We start from the raw sequence: 20714 nt of genomic DNA, 5'->3' as shown, positions 1-20714 counted from the left end.
GATTCTCCGCCCAACCTGCCCAGGAGGCTCGTATGTTCCACAAACTCGCTGCTGTCACCCTGCTCGGTCTGTTCAGCGCCCCGCTGCTGGCTGCCGAATGCTCGGTGGACATTCAAGGCAACGACCAGATGCAGTTCAACACCAACGCCATCAGCGTGGACAAGAGCTGCAAGACCTTCACCGTGAACCTGTCCCACCCTGGCGCCCTGCCGAAGAACGTCATGGGCCACAACTGGGTGCTGACCACCGCCGCCGACATGCAGGGCGTGGTCGCCGACGGCATGGCCGCCGGCCTGGACAAGAACTACCTGAAGGACGGCGACACCCGCGTGATCGCCCACACCAAGATCATCGGCTCCGGCGAGAAAGACTCGGTGAGCTTCGACGTCTCCAAGCTGAAGGAAGGCGAGCAGTACATGTTCTTCTGCAGCTTCCCGGGCCACTCGGCAATGATGAAGGGCACCCTCGCTCTGAAGTGAGTTCGTCGCTTCGTACGAAAGCCCGGCTTGCAGCCGGGCTTTTTCGTTTTAACTTATCCTGGTAGGCGACCCGCCGTGCCTGGGTCGCGTCAGGGGGGAAGAACGTGTACCACGGTGAACGATTCAATGCCTGGACCCACCTGCTCGGCGCCGTGGCGGCGCTGGTGGGCGGCACCTGGCTGGTGATCGCCAGCAGCCTGCTCGGCGATGCGCTGAAGATAGTCGGCGTCTCGGTCTACAGCGGCAGCCTGCTACTGCTCTACAGCGTCTCCACCACCTACCACAGCGTGCGCGGGCGGGCCAAGGCGATCCTGCGCAAGCTCGACCACCTGTCGATCTACCTGCTGATCGCCGGCAGCTACACGCCCTTCTGCCTGGTGAGCCTCAAGGGCGCCTGGGGCTGGACGCTGTTCGGCATCGTCTGGAGCCTGGCGGTGCTGGGCATGCTGCAGGAACTCAAGCCGCGCTCCGAGGCGCGGGTGCTGTCCATCGTCATCTACGCGGTGATGGGCTGGATCGTGCTGATCGCCCTGGGCCCGCTGTACCGCGCCCTCGGCCCGGGCGGCCTGGCCTGGCTGGTGGCCGGCGGGGCCAGCTACACCATCGGCATCCTGTTCTTCGCCTACGACGAGCGCTTCCGCCACTGGCACGGCATCTGGCACCTGTTCGTGATCGCCGGCAGCCTGCTGCACTTCATCGCGGTGTGGCAGTACGTGCTGCCGGCGCGGGTGGCGTAGAAGCGGAATACCGTGTCCCCCGGCACCTGTAGGAGCGGGCCCTGCCCGCGAAATCGCGCGCAGGGCGCGCGCTCCTACATGGAATGGCGCGGGTGGGGCGGCGTAGGAGCGGATCTCATCCGCGAATCGCGCCGGAGGTTCCGGCTATCGCGGACAAGGTCCGCTCCTACGGGGGGAGGAATACCGTGCCTCCCGGCAATCTGTAGGAGCGGGCCCTGCCCGCGAAATCGCGCGCAGGGCGCGCTCCTACATGAAATGGCGCGGGTGGGGCAGCGTAAGCGGATCTCATCCGCGAATCGCGCCGGAGGTTCCGGCTAATCGCGGACAAGGTCCGCTCCTACGGGGGGAGGAATACCGTGCCTTTCGGCAACCTGTAGGAGCGGGCCCTGCCCGCGATTTCGCGGGCAGGGCGCGCTCCTACATGGAATGGCGTGGGTGGGGCAGCGTAGGAGTGGATCTCATCCGCGAATCGCGCCGGAGGTTTCGGCTATCGCGGACAAGGTCCGCTCCTACGGGGGGAGGAATACCGTGTCCCCCGGCAACCTGTAGGAGCGGACTCTGTCCGCGATTTCGCGGGCAGGGCGCGCTCCTACATGGAATGGCGCGGGTGGGGCTGCGTAGGAGCGGATCTCATCCGCGAATCGCGCCGGAGGTTCCGGCTAATCGCGGACAAGGTCCGCTCCTACGGGGGGAGGAATACTGTGCCTCCCGGCAACCTGTAGGAGCGGGCCCTGCCCGCGAAATCGCGCGCAGGGCGCGCTCCTACATGGAATGGCGCGAGTGGGGCGGCGTAGGAGCGGATCTCATCCGCGAATCGCGCCGGAGGTTCCGGCCCATCGCGGACAAGGTCCGCTACCCCCTCCGGCAAGCACGAGACCCGTAGGATGGTGTTGAGCGAAGCGATACCCATCAGCATGGCCCGATGGGTTTCGCAAGCTCAACCCATCCTACGAAAAGCGCCCCAGCGCGGCTTGCAAGACAGTTGCTCCAACAGGAGATGGCGCAGGGCGCGCTTACGGCGCCTTCGGCAGCTGCCGCTTGTGGTGGGTCTTCTCGTAGGTGCGCTTGATGATCTCGAAGGCCTCCGGGCTGACCGGCTGGCCGTGCAGGAAGGCGTCGATCTCCTGGTAGGTCACGCCGTGGGCGTGTTCGTCCGGCTTGCCCGGGGCCAGGTCTTCGAGGTCGGCGGTGGGCACTTTTTCCACGAGGAATTCCGGGGCGCCCAGGGTGCGGGCGATGGTGCGCACCTGGTGCTTCACCAGGCCGGTCAGCGGGGCGATGTCGCAGGCGCCGTCGCCGAACTTGGTGAAGAAGCCCATCACCGCCTCGGCGGCGTGGTCGGTGCCCACCACCAGGCCCTGGCGGGCGTTGGCGATGGTGTACTGGGCGACCATGCGCATGCGCGCCTTGGTGTTGCCCAGGGCGAAGTCCACGGTGGCGGCGGGCAGGCCGTCGAGGGCGCGGGTCTGCTCGGCCAGGGCCTGGACCGCCGGGCCGATGTTCACCGTGTGGCGCTCGTCCGGGGCGATGCAGTCCACCGCCGCCTGGGCGTCGGACTCGTCGCCCTGCACGTTGTACGGCAGGCGCACGGCGATGAAGCGGTAGTCCGGGTTGCCGGTTTCCTCGCGCAGGCCTTCCACGGCGCGCTGGCAGAGCATGCCGGCGGTGAGGGAGTCGACACCGCCGCTGATGCCCAGCACCAGGGTCCTGGTGCCCGACTCGCGCAGGCAGTCCTGGATGAAGCGGATGCGGCGCTGGATTTCCGCCTGCACGTCGGCCTCGGTGGCGAAGGGCCGCTGCACGTTGAGGTCCTTGGCGATGTCGTCTTGGATGGTTTTCATGGGCTTCTCTGTCCGGTTGTGGACGGGCGCGGCCCGTCGGATGCGGAAAAAATACCAGCACGCGGCGTGCCGGGCGATGCCCGGATGGTCGCGGGCGCTTCAGGGCTGTTGCAGGTGCTCGCCGATCCACTCGACGAAGGCGCGCACCTTGGGCACCGCCGCGGCTTGCTCGGGGTAGGCCAGGTAGTAGGCGCTGCGGCTCTGCAGGCTGTGCGGCCAGGCGACCACCAGCTTGCCTTCGGCCAGCTCCTCCTCCACCAGGAAGCGCGGCAGCAGGGCCACGCCGCAGCCGGCCTGGGCGGCGCGGATGCACATGTAGAAGGTGTCGAAGCGCGGCCCGTGGAAGCTGTGCTCGCTGCGCCGGTCGAGGCTGGCGAACCACTCGTGCCAGGCCTCCGGGCGGGTGGCGTTCTGCAGCAGCACCAGTTCGTCCAGCTGCAGCGGGTCGTCCAGCGGCTGCGCCGGGAGGAGCGCCGGCGAGCACACCGGCAGCATTTCCTCGCCGAACAGGTGCAGGCACTCGGCGCCGGGCAGGGTGCCGGGGCCGAAGAAGAAGGCCACGTCGCAGCGCGAATGCAGCAGGTCGTCGGGCTCCAGTTCCTGGCGCAGGTCCAGGTGGATGTTCGGGTGGCGGTGACGCCAGCCGTTGAGCAGCGGGATCAGCCAGCGCGCACCGAAAGTGGGCGGGGTGGACACGCGCAGCACCTCGGTCTCGCCGCCGTAGGACAGCAGGTAGCGGGTGGACAGCTCCACCTGGCTGAGGATCTTGCGCACCTCCTGCAGGTATAGCTCGCCCGCCGGGGTCAGTTGCAGGCGCCGGCGCACGCGGCGGAACAGCAGGTGCTGGAGCATCTCCTCCAGTTGCGCCACCTGCTTGCTCACCGCGCTCTGGGTCAGCGCCAGCTCCTCCGAGGCGCGGGTGAAGCTCAGGTGCCGGGCCACGGCCTCGAAGCACTGCAGGGCGGTCATGGAGGGCAGGTGGCGTTTGTTGAGCATCGTCGTGATCGGCTCTGTGAATGCCGGTAGGGCGGCTCCGCCGACGCGCAGCCACCCCTGGCATGAATTTACGGAATGATGTGCATAGGAAACGTCGTTTGTTGGCCGCCTGCAAGCCGGTTATTACTGCTTGCATTCCAATGGCTTAACCGACTGGCTCAGGAGACGCGATGATTTCCGCACTGCTCGAGAAACTGGGAGTCGATTCCTCCCTCTACTCCAACGGCGACCATGTCATCCACAGCCCCATCGACGGTAGCCGCCTGGGCGCCGTGCGCCTGGAAAGCGCCGCCGAAGTGGAGCAGAAGATCGGCCGCGCGGCCCAGGCCTTCGCTGCCTGGCGCGCGGTGCCGGCGCCGCGTCGCGGCGAACTGGTGCGGCTGTTCGGCGAGCAGCTGCGCGCGCACAAGGCCGAGCTGGGCGAGCTGGTGTCCTGGGAGGCCGGCAAGATCACCCAGGAAGGCCAGGGCGAAGTGCAGGAGATGATCGACATCTGCGACTTCGCCGTCGGCCTGTCGCGCCAGCTCTACGGCCTGACCATCGCCTCCGAGCGCCCCGGCCACCACATGCGCGAGACCTGGCAGCCGCTGGGCGTGGTCGGCGTCATCAGCGCCTTCAACTTCCCGGTCGCCGTGTGGTCGTGGAACACCGCGCTGGCCCTGGTGTGCGGCAACCCGGTGGTGTGGAAGCCGTCGGAGAAGACGCCGCTCACCGCGCTGGCCTGCCAGGCGCTGTTCGACAAGGCCCTGGCGCAGTTCGGCGACGCCCCGGCCTGCCTCAGCCAGGTGGTGATCGGCGACCGCGCCGCCGGCGAGGCCCTGGTGGACGACCCGCGCCTGGCCCTGGTCAGCGCCACCGGCAGCACCCGCATGGGCCGCGAAGTGGGCCCGCGCGTCGCCGCCCGCTTCGGCCGCAGCATCCTCGAACTGGGCGGCAACAACGCCATGATCCTGGCTCCCAGCGCCGACCTGGACATGGCCGTGCGCGCCATCCTGTTCAGCGCCGTGGGCACCGCCGGGCAGCGCTGCACCACGCTGCGCCGGCTGATCGCCCACGAGTCGGTGAAGGACGAGATAGTCGCGCGCCTGAAGGCTGCGTATTCGAAAGTGCGCATCGGCCACCCGCTGCAGGGCAACCTGGTCGGCCCGCTGATCGACGAACGCAGCTTCCTGGCCATGCAGGGCGCGCTGGAGCAGGCGCGCGGCGAGGGCGGCGTGGTGTTCGGCGGCGAGCGCCAGCTGCAACAGCAGTTCCCCGACGCCTTCTACGTCTCCCCGGCCATCGTCGAGATGCCCGAGCAGAGCGACGTGGTGCGCAGCGAGACCTTCGCCCCGATCCTCTACGTGATCCCCTACAAGGACTTCGATGAGGCGGTGGCGCTGAACAACGCCGTGCCCCAGGGCCTGTCGTCCTGCGTGTTCACCACCGACCTGCGCGAGGCGGAAGCCTTCATGTCGGCGATCGGCAGCGACTGCGGCATCGCCAACGTCAACATCGGCCCCAGCGGCGCGGAAATCGGCGGCGCCTTCGGTGGCGAGAAGGAAACCGGCGGCGGCCGCGAATCCGGCTCCGACGCCTGGAAGGCCTACATGCGCCGGCAGACCAACACCGTGAACTGGTCGCGGGAGTTGCCGTTGGCCCAGGGCATAGTGTTCGATTAGCTGCAAGCTGCAAGCTGCAAGCTGCAAGCTGCAAGCTGCAAGCTGCAAGCTGAAAGCGCAAGACCAGGGTGTGACTTCTAGCTGTGGGTGGGGCGGCAGGCTCTTTCTTGGAGCTTGCCGCTTGCCGCTTGCAGCTCCTTGTACAAGGATCAGCGGATGTCGCTTCGCCAAGAGTGTCTGTGGGAACACCTGACCCCCGAGCGGCCGCAGGCGCCGTCGCTGCTGGGGGAACACGAGGCCGACGTGTGCGTCGTCGGCGCCGGCTTCACCGGGCTCTCCGCGGCCCTGCACCTGCTGGAGGCGGGGCGCAGCGTCTGTGTGCTGGAGGCCCATCGCACCGGCCATGGCGGCGCCGGGCGCAACGTCGGGCTGGTCAATGCCGGCCTGTGGATTCCGCCGGACGAGATCGAGGCGGGCATGGGCCAGGAGGTCGGCTCGCGCCTCAACCGCATGCTCGGCGCGGCGCCCTCGCTGGTCTTCTCGCTGATCGACAAGTACGCCATCGACTGCCAGGCGCGCCGCGAGGGCACCCTGCACATGGCCCACAACCAGCGCGGCCTGGACGACCTGCGCAGCCGCTGCGAGCAATGGCAGCGCCGCGGCGCCCCGGTCGAGTTGCTCACCGGGGCGGCCTGTGCCGAAGCCTGCGGCACTGAAAGAATCGCCGGCGCGCTGCTCGACCGCCGCGCCGGCACCCTCAACCCCATGGCCTACGTCAGCGGCCTGGCCCGCGCCGTGGTCGAGCTGGGCGGCGGGCTGTACCACAACTCGGCGGTGACCGCGCTGGAGCGCGAGGGCGCCGCTTGGCGCGTCATCACAGGCGAGGGCAGCGTGCTGGCGCAGAAGGTGGTGATCGCCTCCAGCGCCTACACCGAGGGCGAGTGGACGCAACTGCGCCGCACCTTCTTCCCCGGCTACTACTACCAGGTCGCCTCGCGCCCGCTGGAGGGCGCCGAGGCCGCGCGCATCCTGCCCGGCGGCCAGGGCTCCTGGGACACCCGCCAGGTGCTCAGCAGCATCCGCCGCGACGCCGACAGCCGCCTGCTGCTCGGTAGCCTGGGCAAGGGCACCGGCAAGCCGGAATGGTTCATCCGCAGCTGGGCCGACCGTATCCAGCAGCACTACTTCCCGCGGCTGGGCAAGGTGGACTGGGAATTCACCTGGACCGGCTGCATCGACTTCACCCCCGACCACCTGATGCGCCTGTTCGAGCCGGCGCCGGGGCTGCTCGCCATGAGCGGCTACAACGGCCGCGGGGTGACCACCGGCACCGTGGTGGGCAAGGCCTTCGCCGACTTCCTGCTGCGCGGCGAGGCCAGCGCCCTGCCCATGCCCCTGCGGCCGCTGGAGGAGGTTTCCGCGGCGGGCCTGCGCAGCTGCCTGTACGAGGCGGGCTTCTCGCTCTACCACGCCGGGCAGTGCCTGCGCGTGGTGATCTAGCGGCGCGCCCTGGACGGGGGCGCCCGGCCCCGTCCGCCTCGTCTGGCCCCTTCTGCACTTTGGTCTAGCCTTTTTGGTGCGTTACCTCGATGGGCGCGCACCGAGAATGTGCAGTTAGGTGACAGCGATGGTTACCGCTCGGGTTGCGCCCGTTGGCTGCTGGTTGTGCCAGCTCGCGGGATGGACGGTTGCGCCCATCGGATGTTTGGGTTGCACCTTTTGTTTTTGGGGGTTGCACACGCCAAAAGCTGTTTTCTGCCGGCCCTGGCCGGTTCTGCTGTCCGACTTTTCGAATAACAAAAACGGATGGCACGCGGCTTGCTGTTGGCTAATCGCCAACATCTGTTGTTTCGCGCGTCACCACAAAAACCTCAGGAGCAAAACTCCATGTCGCAGAAGATTTTCAGAAAAGGCTTTCTGGCCCTGGCGGTAACCGCCGCGATGGGCATGACTTCTCTCGCCCAGGCCGACGTCGTGATCGGCGTTGCCGGCCCGCACACCGGGGCCAACGCCTCCTTCGGCGAGCAATACTGGCGCGGAGCGACCCAGGCCGCCGAGGACATCAACGCCGCCGGCGGCGTCAACGGCGAGAAGATCAAGCTGGTGAAGGCGGACGACGCCTGCGAACCGAAACAGGCCGTGGCCGTGGCCAACCGCCTGGTCGACGAAGACAAGGCGGTGGCGGTGGTCGGCCACTTCTGCTCCTCCTCCACCATCCCCGCCTCCGAGGTCTACGACGAGGCCGGCATCATCGCCATCACCCCCGGCTCGACCAACCCGCAGGTCACCGAGCGCGGCCTCTCCGGCATGTTCCGCATGTGCGGCCGCGACGACCAGCAGGGCATCGTCGCCGGCGACTACATCGTCGACGTGCTCAAGGCCAAGAAGGTCGCGGTCATCCACGACAAGGACACCTACGGCCAGGGCCTGGCCGACGCCACCCGCGCGCAGCTGAACAAACGCGGCGTGAAGGAAGTCCTGTACGAAGGCCTGACCCGCGGCGAGAAGGACTTCAACGCCCTGGTCACCAAGATCCGCGCTTCCGGCGCCGAGGTCGTCTACTTCGGCGGCCTGCACCCCGAGGCCGGCCCGCTGGTGCGGCAGATGCGCGAACAGGGCCTGACCGCCAAGTTCATGTCCGACGACGGCATCGTCACCGACGAACTGGTCACCACCGCCGGCGGCCCGCAGTACGTCAAGGGCGTGCTGATGACCTTCGGCGCCGACCCGCGGCTGATCCCCGACGGCAAGGCGGTGGTCGAGAAGTTCCGCGCCGGCGGCTTCGAGCCCGAGGGCTACACCCTCTACGCCTACGCCTCGGTGCAGGCCCTGGCGGCCGGCTTCAACGGCGCCGGCAAGACCGACCCGGCGGCCGCTGCCAAGTGGCTGAAGTCGCACCCGGTACAGACCGTGATGGGCAAGAAGGAGTGGGACCAGAAGGGCGACCTGAAAGTCTCCGACTACGTGGTCTACGAGTGGGACGACAAGGGCAAGTACCACCAGCTGGACGCTTTCAAGAAGTGATCCCGGCCTGACGCGCCGCCTGCCGGCGCCGCCACGAGCGGCGCCGGCATCCCCGCAGGTCGACGTCGCCCGCTGGCGGTCACGAGCCGCATCAGGCGCGCTGCGTCAGCCTTTTCCTGCCCCGCTTGCGTGAGTATCCAATCGTGGACGGCATCTTTCTCCAGCAAATGATCAACGGGCTGACCCTCGGGTCGGTCTACGGCCTGATCGCCATCGGTTACACGATGGTCTACGGCATCATCGGCATGATCAACTTCGCCCACGGCGAGGTTTACATGGTCTCGGCCTACCTTTCCGCCATCGGCCTGGCGCTGCTGGCCTTCTTCGGCCTGCATTCCTTCCCGCTGCTGATCCTCGGCACGCTGATCTTCACCATCCTGGTCACCGGCGTGTACGGCTGGGTGATCGAGCGCATCGCCTACAAGCCGCTGCGCAACTCCACGCGCCTGGCGCCGCTGATCAGCGCCATCGGCATGTCGCTGATCCTGCAGAACTACGTGCAACTGGCCCAGGGCCCGCGCCAGCAGGGCGTGCCGACGCTGCTCGAAGGCGCCTTCAAGCTGCACATCGGCGACGGCTGGGTGCAACTGACCTACACCAAGCTGTTCATCCTGCTGGCCTCCTTCGCCGGCATGGCCGTGCTCACCTACGTGATCCAGTACACCAAGCTCGGGCGCATGTGCCGCGCCACCCAGCAGGACCGCAAGATGGCCTCGATCCTGGGCATCAACACCGACCGGGTGATCTCCTACGTGTTCGTCATCGGCGCCGCCATGGCCGCGCTGGCCGGCGTGCTGATCACCATGAACTACGGCACCTTCGACTTCTACGCCGGCTTCATCATCGGCATCAAGGCGTTCACCGCCGCGGTGCTCGGCGGCATCGGCTCTCTGCCCGGGGCCATGCTCGGCGGCCTCATCCTGGGCGTGGCCGAGGCGCAGTTCTCCGGCATGGTCAACACCGACTACAAGGACGTGTTCGCCTTCGCGCTGCTGGTGACCATCCTCATCTTCCGACCGCAAGGACTCCTGGGCCGGCCCCAGGTATCGAAGGTGTGAGCATGGCTACCGCAACCGCTTCCGCCCCGCGCATCGACCTCAAGCAGAGCCTGGTGGACACCGTCCTGGCCGGCCTGGTCGCCCTCATCGTGTTCGGCCCCATCGTCGGCATCGTGCTCGACGGCTACAGCTTCAACCTGCAACCGGTGCGCCTGGCCTGGATGGTCGGCGCGGTCATGGCCGGGCGCCTGGTGCTCAGCCTGTTCCTGCAGACCGCCGTCGGCAGCCGCGTGCTCGACCGCTTCGAGGGCTCCGACTCCGGCATCCAGGTGCTGCCGCCGGGCTACAAGACGCGCCTGCGCTGGATCATCCCGCTGCTGGTGGTGGTCGCCGTGGCCTTCCCGTTCTTCGCCACCAAGTACCTGTATGGCGTGATCATCCTCGGGCTGATCTACGTGCTGCTGGGCCTGGGCCTGAACATAGTGGTGGGCCTCGCCGGGCTGCTCGACCTGGGCTACGTGGCCTTCTACGCCATCGGCGCCTACGGCCTGGCGCTGGGCTACCAGTACCTCGGTCTAGGCTTCTGGACCCTGCTGGTGCTGGCGCCGTTGATCGCGGCGATGGCCGGGGCGCTGCTGGGCTTCCCGGTGCTGCGCATGCACGGCGACTACCTGGCCATCGTGACCCTGGGCTTCGGCGAGATCATTCGCCTGGTGCTCAACAACTGGCTGTCCTTCACCGGCGGCCCGAACGGCATGCAGGTGCCGGCGCCGACCTTTTTCGGCCTGGAGTTCGGCAAGCGGGCCAAGGAGGGGGGGATACCCATCAACGAATTCCTTGGCATCCAGTACAGCGCTAACTTCAAGTCCCTGTTCCTCTACATCGTGCTCTGCCTGGTTGTCATCCTGGTGCTATACATCAAGCACCGGCTGACGCGCATGCCGGTCGGACGCGCCTGGGAAGCGCTACGCGAGGACGAGATCGCCTGCCGCTCTCTGGGCCTGAACCACGTGTTGGTGAAGCTCTCGGCGTTCATGCTCGGCGCCTCTACCGCCGGCCTGGCCGGGGTGTTCTTCGCCAGCCAGCAGGGCTTCGTCAATCCCACCTCGTTCAACTTCTTCGAGTCGGCGCTGATCCTCGCCATCGTCGTGCTCGGCGGCATGGGCTCGACCCTCGGGGTGGTGATCGCCGCCTTCGTGCTGACGGTGACGCCGGAACTGCTGCGCAGCTTCGCCGACTACCGCGTGCTGCTGTTCGGCATGCTCATGGTGCTGATGATGATCTGGCGCCCGCGCGGGCTGATCCGCATCAACCGCCGGGGCTTCGCCAAGCGCAAGGGGGTGGCGCCATGAGCGACAAGATTCTCAGCGTCGAGCACCTGATGATGCACTTCGGCGGCATCAAGGCGCTCAACGACGTCAACCTGGACGTGGAGCGCGGCTCCATCACCGCGCTGATCGGCCCCAACGGCGCCGGCAAGACCACCGTGTTCAACTGCCTGACCGGCTTCTACAAGGCCACCGGCGGGAAGATCCTGCTCAACACCCAGGGCACTACCACCGACGTCATCAAGATCCTCGGTCAGCCGTTCCAGGCCGGCGACTTCGTCAACCCGGCGCAGTTCGGCAGCCGCGTGTACTACAAGATGTTCGGCGGCACCCACCTGGTGAACCGCGCGGGGCTGGCGCGCACCTTCCAGAACATCCGCCTGTTCCGCGAAATGTCGGTGGTGGAGAACCTGCTGGTGGCGCAGCACATGTACGTCAACCGCAACCTGGTTTCCGGCATCCTCAATACCCCCGGCTACCGCCGCGCGGAAAGCGACGCGCTGGACCACGCCTTCTACTGGCTGGAAGTGGTCGACCTGGTGGACTGCGCCAACCGCCTGGCCGGCGAGATGTCCTACGGCCAGCAGCGCCGCCTGGAGATCGCCCGGGCCATGTGTACGCGCCCGGAGATCATCTGCCTGGACGAACCGGCCGCCGGTCTCAACCCGGCCGAGACCCAGGCCCTGAGCCGGATCATCCGCTTCCTGCGCGACCACCACGGCATCACCGTGCTGCTCATCGAGCACGACATGGGCATGGTGATGAACATCTCCGACCACATCATCGTGCTCGACCACGGCGACGTGATCGCCCGCGGCCTGCCGGCGGAGATCCGCAGCAACGACAAGGTGATCGCCGCCTACCTGGGCGCAGACGAAGAGGAGGTCGCATGACGGCGCCGATTCTGGAATTCCGTGATGTGGATGTGTTCTACGGGCCGATCCAGGCGCTGAAGAAGGTTTCCCTGACCGTGGGCGAAGGCGAGACGGTGGCGCTGATCGGCGCCAACGGCGCCGGCAAGTCCACCCTGCTGATGTCCATCTTCGGCCAGCCGCGCGCGGCCGCCGGGCAGATTCTCTACCGCGGCCAGGACATCGCCCGGCGCTCGGCGCACTACGTGGCCTCCAACGGCATCGCGCAGTCGCCGGAAGGGCGCCGGGTGTTCCCCGACATGAGCGTGGAGGAGAACCTGCTGATGGGCACCATCCCCATCGGCATGGACCATGCCCAGGAAGACATGCAGCGCATGTTCGAGCTGTTCCCGCGGCTGAAGGAGCGGCGCAACCAGCGCGCCATGACCATGTCCGGCGGCGAGCAGCAGATGCTTGCCATCGCCCGCGCGCTGATGAGCCGGCCCAAGCTGCTGCTGCTCGACGAACCCTCCCTGGGCCTGGCGCCCATCGTGGTCAAGCAGATCTTCCAGACCCTGCGCGAACTGGCGCAGACCGGCATGACGCTGTTCCTCGTCGAGCAGAACGCCAACCACGCCCTCAGGCTCTCCGACCGCGGTTACGTGATGGTCAACGGCGAGATCCGCATGAGCGGCACGGGCGCGGAACTGCTGGGCAACCAGGAGGTGCGCGACGCCTATCTGGGTGGGCACTGACGTGCCAGTTGCAAGCGACAAGCTGTAAGCGGCAAGCGCCGTTTGCGGCTTGTAGCTTGCGGCTTGTAGCTGATCCGGAGGATCTCCATGCAAAACGTTCGCTTCCTCACCAACGCCGACGTCGCCGAGCGCCTGGCTTATCCACAACTGATCGAGGCCCTGCGCCAGGGCCTGGCCGGCACCTGCGAGGCGCCGGTGCGCGGCTGCCATGCGCTGCCCGATAACTCCACGCTGCTGACCATGCCGGTGTGGCGCCCGGGGCAGGACATCGGCGTCAAGCTGGTCACCGTGTTCCCCGGCAACGGCGCGCGCGGCCTGCCGGCGGTGGCGGCGCTGTTCTGCCTGTTCGACGGCGTCGACGGCCGCCCGCTGGCGCTGCTCGAAGCCTCCGAGCTGACCGCCCGGCGCACCGCCTGTACCTCGGCCCTGGCGGCGGACCACCTGGCCCGGCGCGACGCCGAGCGCCTGCTCATCGTCGGCAGCGGCACCCTGGCGCCGCACATGGTGCGCGCCCATTGCGCGGTGCGTGACTACACCGACGTCGCCATCTGGGGCCGGCACCCGTCCAAGGTCGCCGCGCTGGTCGAGCGCCTGGCCGGCGAAGGCTACCCGGTGCGCGCCTGCGAAGACCTCGCCGCAGGCGTGGCCGCGGCCGACACCATCAGCTGCGTGACCACCTCCCGCGAGCCGCTGGTGCGCGGCGAGTGGCTGAGCCCCGGCACCCACCTCGACCTGGTCGGCGCCTTCCTGCCGAGCATGCGCGAGACCGACAGCGAAGCCGTGCGCCGCGCGCGCATCGTCGTCGACACCCGCGAAGGCGCGCTGGAGGAAGCCGGCGACCTGCTGATCCCCCTGGCCGAAGGCGCCATCGCCGAATCGGCCATCCACACCCAGCTCGGCGACCTGCTGCAGGGCCGTGGGCTGCGCCGCGACGACCAGGAAATCACCCTGTTCAAATCGGTCGGCTACGCCCTGGAAGACCTGATCGCCGCGCGCCTGCTGGTGGAGCAGGGCGGCTAGCGGGTTGTCCACGGAATCTGTTGGGCAAGCTGTGGATAAGCTTGGGAAAGCTGCTCCCGGCCCAGGCACGCCGTGGGTTGCGCAGCACTGCCTGAATACTGACCAAGGGCATGGCGCAAGCCGCGAAACGCCTGAGCTGCTGCGCCCGTGGCAGGCGCTCGCCAGACATTCGGGAAAACCGCTGCCGGCTGTGGAGCAGCCTGTGGAAAACCTGGGGGAAAACCTCTCCGTCCCGCGCCCCTGGGCGCCTGCCGAACTGTTCGGCCATTGTGGACGGCCGCTGTAGCGCTGGCTGGCGGGGCGGGGCTGCTATCCTGCGAAGTCCGACAGAAAAACCGCCAGCAGAGGAATTGGCCCATGACTCCCACCCTGTTCATTACCGGCGCCACCTCCGGCTTCGGCGAAGCCTGCGCCCGCCGTTTTGCCCGCGACGGCTGGTCGCTGGTGATCACCGGCCGCCGCGAAGACCGCCTGCAGGCCCTGGCCAAGGAGCTGTCCGCCCAGGCCGAAGTGCTGCCTATCACCCTCGACGTGCGCGACCGCGCCGCCGTGGCCCGCGCCGTGGACAACCTGCCGGCCGGCTTCGACAAGCTGCGCGCGCTGATCAACAACGCCGGCCTGGCCCTGGGCGCGGACCCGGCGCAGGAGTGCGACCTGGACGACTGGGACACCATGGTCGACACCAACATCAAGGGCCTGATGTACTGCACCCGCCTGCTGCTGCCCCGGCTGATCGCCCACGGCCGCGGCGCCAGCATCCTCAACCTCGGCTCGGTGGCCGGCCAGTGGCCGTACCCGGGCAGCCACGTGTACGGCGCCACCAAGGCCTTCGTCGAACAGTTCTCCCTGAGCCTGCGCTGCGATCTGCAGGGCACCGGCGTGCGCGTCAGCAACCTGGAGCCGGGCCTGTGCGAAAGCGAGTTCTCCCTGGTGCGCTTCGGCGGCGACCAGGCGCGCTACGACAAGACCTACGCCGGCACCGAGGCGCTGCAGCCCGAAGACATCGCCGAGACCATCCACTGGATCGTCAACCAGCCGCCGCACATCAACATCAACAGCCTGGAGATCATGCCGGTGAGCCAGGCCTGGGCGGGGTTCTCGGTGCATCGCAAGGGGTGAGGAGCGCGGGCTCTTGTAGGAGCGAGGGGGACGCCTAGTTCTTGCTCGCGAACGGAGTTTCCCGGCGATTTCTCTGCGTTGGTTTGACTCCGCTCCCTCTCCCTAACCCTCTCCCTGAAGGGAGAGGGGACCGTTCGGCGTGCCTGGATGCTCTGGAGTTCGCCGGATGCTGTGACGCCCGGCTGAAGCCTTGCTTTCAGCTGGCACGGACAAGCCCCCTCTCCCTTCAGGGCGGGGCGCGCAGCCGAGGGCTGGGGAGAGGGGACCGGGGTTGGGGCCAACTGCGGAGCTGCCGGGTAACGCCATTCGCGAGCAAGCTCGCTCCTACGAAAAGCGCCACTCCGCGTTATCATCCGCCAACTCCCCGCCACAAGAGCCCCCTCGATGAGCAAACCAGGCCAACGCGTGCTGGCTGAACTGCGCAAGATGATTGCCTCCGGCGAGCTGGCCGCCGGCGAGCGCATCGTCGAGATTCCCACCGCCGAGCGCCTGCAGGTTTCGCGCATGCCGGTGCGCATGGCGTTGCGCGTGCTGGAGCAGGAAGGGCTGCTGGTCAAGGCCGGCAACCGTGGCTATACGGTGCGCGAAGTCACCGAGGACGATATCGCCGGCGCCGTGGAGGTCCGCGGCGTGCTGGAGGGGCTGGCGGCGCGCCAGGCGGCTGAGCGGGGAATTTCCGAAGAGACGCGGGCGCAGCTCCAGCAGTGCCTGGACGAAGGCGACCGCATTTTCGCAAAGGGCCATGTACTGCCCGAGGACCTGGAGGCGTATCACAGCCTCAACATGCGCTTCCACCAGGCGATCATCGAGGCCAGCGGCAACCGCGCCATCGCCGAGGCCCTGGCGCGCAACGACCACCTGCCGTTCGCCTCGGTCAGCTCGCTGGCGGTGGACCGCGACAACCTGCCCCGCGAATACCAGCGCTTCAACTTCGCCCACATGCAGCACCACGCCGCCTACGACGCCCTGGTCAACGGCCAGGGCGCGCGCGCCGAGGCGATCATGCGTGAGCATGCCAATGCCACCCTGCGCTACGCCGAGTATTTTCATCCGCCGCGGGAGGGTGTGGCGGTGTTGAAGAAGCCCACTGCTGCGGAAAAAGACCGGTCGTAGGGGCATGGTTCTGCCGGCCGCGCCGAGGTGCTCTGCGTAGGATGGGTTGAGCCTGCGAAACCCATGCGGTCGCGGTGATGGGTATCGCTTCGCTCAACCCATCCTACGGGGCGGTGTGTTTGCCGGAGGGTGTAGGAGCGGGCCCTGCCCGCGAATCGCGCGCAGGGCGCGCTCCTACACGGGAAACTCCCCAAGCAATCCCATCCCTACAGATCCAACACCAACCGCGCACTCCGCGACCGCGAGCAACAAGGCGTGAACTGATCATTGGCAGCCTGCTCATCCTCGGTCAGGTACTGGTCACGATGCTCCGGCACACCCTCCAGCACCCGCGTCAGACAAGTCCCGCAGATACCCTGCTCGCACGCCACCTGCACCTCTACCCCGACGCACCGCAGCGCTTCCACCACACTCTGCCCATCCTCCACGCGCACCACCTGCCCGCTGCTCGCCAACTGCACCTCGAAGGCTTCCCCGCCCACGTCCGGCTCGGCGCCGAAGTACTCGCGATGCAGGCGCGACTCGTCCCAGCCCAGGGCCCGCGCACTGTCCAGCACATGCGCCATGAAGCCCGTCGGGCCGCAGGTGTACAGCTGCGCATCGCCCGCCTGCGCTGCCAGCAGCGCGGCCACGTCCAGGCGCCGCGCCGGCTCGCCGTTGTCGAAGTGGCAATGCACGCGGGTGGCGAAGGCGGACTGCGTCAGGTACTCGACGAAGGCCGCCTGCTGCGCCGAGCGCGCGCAGTAGTGCAGTTCGAAGTCGGCGCCGCTGCGCGAAAGCTGCTCGGCCATGCTCAGCAGCGGGGTGATGCCGATGCCGCCGGCCAGCAGCAGGCGCCGCCCCGGGCCTTCTGCGAGGGGGAAGAGGTTGCGTGGTTCGCCGATGCGCAGCGGCTGCCCGGCCTGCAGTTCGTGCACCGCGCGGGAGCCGCCGCGCGAGTCGGCGCAGCGCAGCACGGCGATGCGGTAGCGGTGGGTTTCCTCCGGCGCGTTGCACAGCGAGTACTGGCGCACCAGCCCGCCCGGCAGGTGCAGGTCGATGTGCGCGCCGGCGCTGAAGGCGGGCAGGGGGCCGGCGTCGGGGCGGGCCAGTTCTAGGCTGAGGATGTCCGGGGTTTCCCGCTGCACGCGGGTGATGACGACGTCTAGCACGGTGGCGGTCTCACGCTTGGCCGGCCTCGCGGGCCGGCTCTGGGATGGGGCTCAGGCGCTGGCGATCAGCGTGGCGGCAGGTTGCTGTTGCTCGGCCGCGCAGAGGCGTTCGAGGATGCGCCGCGACTGCACGCCGCCGGCGTCGATGTTCAGCTTCAGCAACTGCCGCTGCGGATGGCGCAGCAGGTTCTGCTGCTGCTGTTCGAGCATCTCCAGGTCCTCGCCGAAGATCTTCCCCTGGCCCTCGCGGATGGTCGCGGTGAGCGCCTCATCCTGCGGCTGGAAGTTGCGCGCCATGCCCCAGAAGTACCAGATGGAGGTCTCTGTCTCGGGAGTGATGAAGTCGACCACGATGCTCGCCGCCTTGTGCTGCGCCGGGGCGTGGTAGCCGCCGTGGCCGGCGTGGGCCACGCCCACTTCGATCAGCACGTGGCTGGGCGGGGTGAAGCGGCAGATCTGCCAGCGGTCCACCGGCACGTCGTCGGCCAGGCCGTTGCCGCGCAGGGCCAGGCGCCAGAAGGGCGGAGCCATGACGTTCTGCATATGCCGCTCGGTGATCACTTCCTCGCCTTCCACGCGGGTTTTCGGCGCGGCTTCGTCGATCTCCTTCTGGCCGATGCTGTTGGCGTGCACGTAGGTCTCGTGGGTGAGGTCCATGAGGTTGTCGATCATCAGCCGGTAGTCGCACTGGATGTGGTACAGGCCGCCGCCGTAGGCCCAGTCCGGGTTGTCGGCCCATTCCAGGTGGTGGATCAGCGCCGGGTCGGCCTGCGCGGCATCGCCCGGCCACACCCAGATGAAGCCGTAGCGCTCTTCCACGGCGAACTTGCGGATCGCCGGGAAGCCGCGCACGCGCTGGCCGGGCATGGACTCGGTGTGGCCTTCGCAGCCCATGGCCAGGCCGTGGTAGCCGCAGATCAGCTTGCCGTCCTCGACGAAGCCCAGCGACAGCGGCGCGCCGCGGTGCGGGCAGAAGTCCTCCAGTGCCGCCACGCGGCCTTCGGGGCCGCGATAGAAGACCATCTTTTCGCCGCAGACCTGCCGGCCCAGGGGCTTCCCGGCGATCTCGTCGGGGGTGCAGGCGACGTACCAGGCGTTCTTCGGGAACATGGGGCGATCCTCATCTTGTGGTTTTTATTGGATCCAATGGTTGGCTTCGAGCGGAAAGCCTGTCAACCGTGGTGGTCGAAAAATAATCAGTTCGATAACCGAACAAATTTCAGCTCCAAGCTGAAGGCTCCGTAAAATCTGGATCTTGGCGTCGTAAAGGCTGTGGGATCTGTGGTTTCCGTCAGCCCATTCCGTGATTTTGGGATCCAATGGGGCTTGTGCTCGGGATCCACCGCTGCCAGGGTGTGCGCCAACCAAGCCTCCACAACAAGAACAAGAGGAACCCGCCATGCCGTGCGCCCAGCCCCGAACCTCCGTCCGCCGGAGGTGCGCCCATGAATCGTGACCTGCGCCATGCCCTCGACCAGGGCCCGATGAACCGCTTCCAGTGGACGGCCATCGGCATCTGCATCCTGCTCAACATGATCGACGGCTTCGACGTGCTGGTGATGGCCTTCACCGCCGCCTCGGTCTCCGCCGAGTGGAGCCTGAACGGCGCCCAGGTCGGCCTGCTGCTCAGCTCCGGGCTGTTCGGCATGGCCGCCGGCTCGTTGTTCATCGCCCCGCGCGCCGACCGCTTCGGGCGCCGCCCGCTGATCCTCTTCTGCCTGCTGCTGTGCGGCCTCGGCATGCTGTGCTCGGCCCTGGCCCAGAGCCCGACGCAACTGGCCCTGCTGCGCGGCTTCACCGGCCTTGGCATCGGCGGCATCCTCGCCAGCAGCAACGTGATCGCCGCCGAATACGCCAACCGCCGCTGGCGCCCCCTGGCGGTCAGCCTGCAGTCCACTGGCTACGCCCTGGGCGCCACCTTCGGCGGCCTGCTGGCGGTGTGGCTGATCGGCCACTGGGGCTGGCGCTCGGTGTTCCTGGCCGGCGGCCTGATCTCCCTGGCGGCCATCCCGCTGGTGCTGGCGGGCCTGCCCGAATCCCTGGACTTCCTCCTCGCCCGCCGCCCGGCCAACGCCCTGGCGCGGGTCAACGGCCTGGCCCGGCGCCTGGGCCTGCAGAGCCTGGATGCGCTGCCCGAAGCCCGCTCGCGCGAGGCCTCCGGCGTGGCGATGCTGCAGCTGCTGGCGCCCGCGCTGCGGCGCTCGACGCTGCTGATCTGGCTGCTGTTCTTCCTCGCCATGTTCGGCTTCTACTTCATCATGAGCTGGACGCCCAAGCTGCTCACCGCCGCCGGCCTCACTGCGCAGCAGGGCATCACCGGCGGCGTGCTGCTGAGCATCGGCGGCATCTTCGGCGCCGCCCTGGTCGGCGCGCTCTCGGCGCGCGTGCCGCTGGCGCGAGTGCTGCAGGGCTTCATGCTGGTCACCGCGGCGCTGCTGGTGCTGTTCCTCGGCTCGGCCTCGTCACTGGCCGCCGCGCTCGGCCTGGGGCTGCTCATCGGGCTGTTCGCCAACGGCTGCATCGCCGGGCTCTACGCGCTGTCGCCGCTGATCTACCCGGCCGGCGTGCGCGCCACCGGGGTGGGCTGGGCGATCGGCGTCGGCCGACTGGGTGCCATCCTCTCGCCCACCGTGGCCGGGCTGCTGCTGGACGACGGCTGGCAACCGCTGCACCTGTACGGCGTGTTCGCCGTGGTCTTCGTCGCCGCCGCCCTGGTGCTGCTGGGCCTGCGCCCGGCGGCGCCGGCCGGCGAGCCGCTGGCCGCGCACTGAGGGCGCCTCAATGCTGCCCTTGGAGGATCGCGTCGGCGATGGCGTTGCGGAACCACTCCAGCGCCGCCGACTGCTCGCTGCTCGCGCGCCAGTGCAGGGACACCTCGAACGCCGGCACGGCGAAGGGCAGTTCGAGCATCTTCAGCCCGCCCTCGGCGACGAACATGCGGGCGATCTGCGCCGGCAGGATGGTCAGCAGGTCGGTGCCGGGGATGATCTTCGGCAGCACCGAGAAGTGCGGCACGCGCAGGGCGATGCGGCGCTCCAGCTTCATCGCCTGGAGCACGTCCTCGGCGATGCCGTGGCCGGAGGTGCGCGTCACCACCACATGGCGTTCGGCGAGGTAGCCGGGCAACTCCAGGCGTTCGCCGATGCGCGGGTGGTCGGCGCTGAGCAGGCACACGTAGCGCTCCTGGATCAGCACCCGGCTGCGGCTGCCGGGCACCGCCTGGCGGCAGATGGCGGTGTCCACCTTGCCGCTGGCCAGCCAGTCGCCCACCTCGTCCACCTGCAGCGGCAGCACTTCCACCTCGGCCAGCGGCGCCTCGCGGTTCAGCCGCGCCAGGATCAGCGGCAGGAAGCCCAGCTCGCCCAGGTCCGACAGGGCGATGCGGAAGCGCCGCTCGGTGGTGGCCGGGTCGAACTGGCGGGTGCTCTGCACCGCGCCTTCGATGCGCGTCAGCGCCTCGCGCAGGGTGGCGTACAGCTGCTCGGCGACGAAGGTCGGCTGGATGCCGTCGCGGCTGCGGCTGAACAGCGGGTCGTCGAACAGCTCGCGCAGCCGCGCCAGGGCGTAGCTCACCGAGGGCTGGGTGACGAACAGGCGCTCGGCGGCGGCCGTCACGCTGCCGGCCTCGTAGAGGGTGACGAAGGTGCGGATCAGGTTGAGGTCGATCTGGGCCATGGCAGTCACATAGATGGTTTTTATTT

The 20714-nt window shown here is 68.2% G+C and carries 18 protein-coding genes; 13 read left to right on the top strand and 5 right to left on the bottom strand.

Annotated elements, in window-relative coordinates:
* Positions 1–32: 32 nt before the first annotated feature.
* Positions 33–479, top strand: coding sequence for an azurin (azu, locus tag QSJ95_RS00910; RefSeq protein ID WP_009613416.1), 447 nt, complete (start codon positions 33–35; stop codon positions 477–479).
* A 104-nt stretch (positions 480–583) separates the two neighbouring features.
* Positions 584–1216: a PAQR family membrane homeostasis protein TrhA gene (gene trhA / locus QSJ95_RS00905; RefSeq protein WP_043268620.1), complete on the top strand. Its 633-nt coding sequence runs from the start codon at positions 584–586 to the stop codon at positions 1214–1216.
* 1013 nt (positions 1217–2229) lie between these two features.
* On the opposite strand, the gene nadE is transcribed toward trhA, so the two are convergent.
* Both nadE and QSJ95_RS00895 read right to left on the bottom strand, forming a co-directional pair.
* Positions 2230–3057: an NAD(+) synthase gene (gene nadE, locus QSJ95_RS00900; protein ID WP_009613414.1), complete on the bottom strand. Its 828-nt coding sequence runs from the start codon at positions 3055–3057 to the stop codon at positions 2230–2232.
* Between the two features lie 99 nt (positions 3058–3156).
* Positions 3157–4053: a LysR family transcriptional regulator gene (locus QSJ95_RS00895; protein WP_009613413.1), complete on the bottom strand. Its 897-nt coding sequence runs from the start codon at positions 4051–4053 to the stop codon at positions 3157–3159.
* A 170-nt stretch (positions 4054–4223) separates the two neighbouring features.
* On the opposite strand from QSJ95_RS00895, the gene amaB reads away from it, so the two are divergent.
* The 10 genes from amaB to QSJ95_RS00845 all read left to right on the top strand — a co-directional run bounded on the left by amaB (position 4224) and on the right by QSJ95_RS00845 (position 15862).
* Positions 4224–5714, top strand: a complete 1491-nt coding sequence (gene amaB, locus QSJ95_RS00890; RefSeq protein ID WP_285639197.1) for an L-piperidine-6-carboxylate dehydrogenase — start codon at positions 4224–4226, stop codon at positions 5712–5714.
* Positions 5715–5870: 156 nt separating this feature from the next.
* Positions 5871–7154 (top strand): L-pipecolate oxidase, encoded by a 1284-nt coding sequence (gene amaA, locus QSJ95_RS00885; RefSeq protein WP_285639196.1) that lies wholly within the window; start codon positions 5871–5873, stop codon positions 7152–7154.
* A gap of 387 nt (positions 7155–7541) precedes the next feature.
* Entirely contained in the window at positions 7542–8678 is a 1137-nt protein-coding gene (locus tag QSJ95_RS00880; protein WP_009613410.1) for a branched-chain amino acid ABC transporter substrate-binding protein, read from the top strand.
* Between the two features lie 143 nt (positions 8679–8821).
* Positions 8822–9736: an ABC transporter permease subunit gene (locus tag QSJ95_RS00875; protein ID WP_285639195.1), complete on the top strand. Its 915-nt coding sequence runs from the start codon at positions 8822–8824 to the stop codon at positions 9734–9736.
* 2 nt (positions 9737–9738) lie between these two features.
* Entirely contained in the window at positions 9739–11028 is a 1290-nt protein-coding gene (livM, locus tag QSJ95_RS00870; protein ID WP_058488222.1) for a high-affinity branched-chain amino acid ABC transporter permease LivM, read from the top strand.
* Entirely contained in the window at positions 11025–11897 is an 873-nt protein-coding gene (locus tag QSJ95_RS00865) for an ATP-binding cassette domain-containing protein (RefSeq protein WP_009613407.1), read from the top strand. Before livM ends, QSJ95_RS00865 begins: the two co-directional genes overlap by 4 nt.
* On the top strand, positions 11894–12610 hold the full coding sequence (locus tag QSJ95_RS00860) for an ABC transporter ATP-binding protein (RefSeq protein WP_009613406.1): 717 nt from the start codon (positions 11894–11896) through the stop codon (positions 12608–12610). The genes QSJ95_RS00865 and QSJ95_RS00860 overlap by 4 nt, the downstream gene beginning before the upstream one ends.
* An 87-nt stretch (positions 12611–12697) precedes the next feature.
* Entirely contained in the window at positions 12698–13630 is a 933-nt protein-coding gene (lhpI, locus tag QSJ95_RS00855) for a bifunctional Delta(1)-pyrroline-2-carboxylate/Delta(1)-piperideine-2-carboxylate reductase (protein WP_285639190.1), read from the top strand.
* A 357-nt stretch (positions 13631–13987) separates the two neighbouring features.
* Entirely contained in the window at positions 13988–14749 is a 762-nt protein-coding gene (locus QSJ95_RS00850) for an SDR family oxidoreductase (protein ID WP_043268632.1), read from the top strand.
* A gap of 384 nt (positions 14750–15133) precedes the next feature.
* A complete protein-coding gene (locus QSJ95_RS00845; RefSeq protein ID WP_269962211.1) occupies positions 15134–15862 on the top strand; it encodes a GntR family transcriptional regulator in 729 nt (242 codons plus the stop codon).
* Between the two features lie 206 nt (positions 15863–16068).
* Here QSJ95_RS00845 and QSJ95_RS00840 read toward each other — a convergent pair whose 3' ends face one another.
* Positions 16069–17013, bottom strand: coding sequence for a PDR/VanB family oxidoreductase (locus QSJ95_RS00840; protein WP_285639186.1), 945 nt, complete (start codon positions 17011–17013; stop codon positions 16069–16071).
* Positions 17014–17064: 51 nt separating this feature from the next.
* On the bottom strand, positions 17065–18123 hold the full coding sequence (locus tag QSJ95_RS00835; RefSeq protein WP_285639184.1) for a Rieske 2Fe-2S domain-containing protein: 1059 nt from the start codon (positions 18121–18123) through the stop codon (positions 17065–17067).
* A 335-nt stretch (positions 18124–18458) separates the two neighbouring features.
* Here QSJ95_RS00835 and QSJ95_RS00830 point away from each other — a divergent pair, with 335 nt between their 5' ends.
* On the top strand, positions 18459–19784 hold the full coding sequence (locus QSJ95_RS00830; protein WP_285639182.1) for an MFS transporter: 1326 nt from the start codon (positions 18459–18461) through the stop codon (positions 19782–19784).
* A gap of 7 nt (positions 19785–19791) precedes the next feature.
* Here the strand turns inward: QSJ95_RS00830 and QSJ95_RS00825 are convergent, their stop codons facing one another.
* Complete coding sequence (locus QSJ95_RS00825) at positions 19792–20688, bottom strand: LysR family transcriptional regulator (RefSeq protein WP_269962215.1); 897 nt, start codon at positions 20686–20688, stop codon at positions 19792–19794.
* Positions 20689–20714 lie beyond the last annotated feature (26 nt).

This window comes from Pseudomonas sp. NBRC 100443 (assembly GCF_030268185.1).
GTDB classification, from domain to species: Bacteria; Pseudomonadota; Gammaproteobacteria; order Pseudomonadales; family Pseudomonadaceae; genus Pseudomonas; species Pseudomonas citronellolis.
The sequence above is the reverse complement of the archived record's forward strand: the minus strand, read 5'-3'. Positions and strand labels throughout refer to the sequence as shown.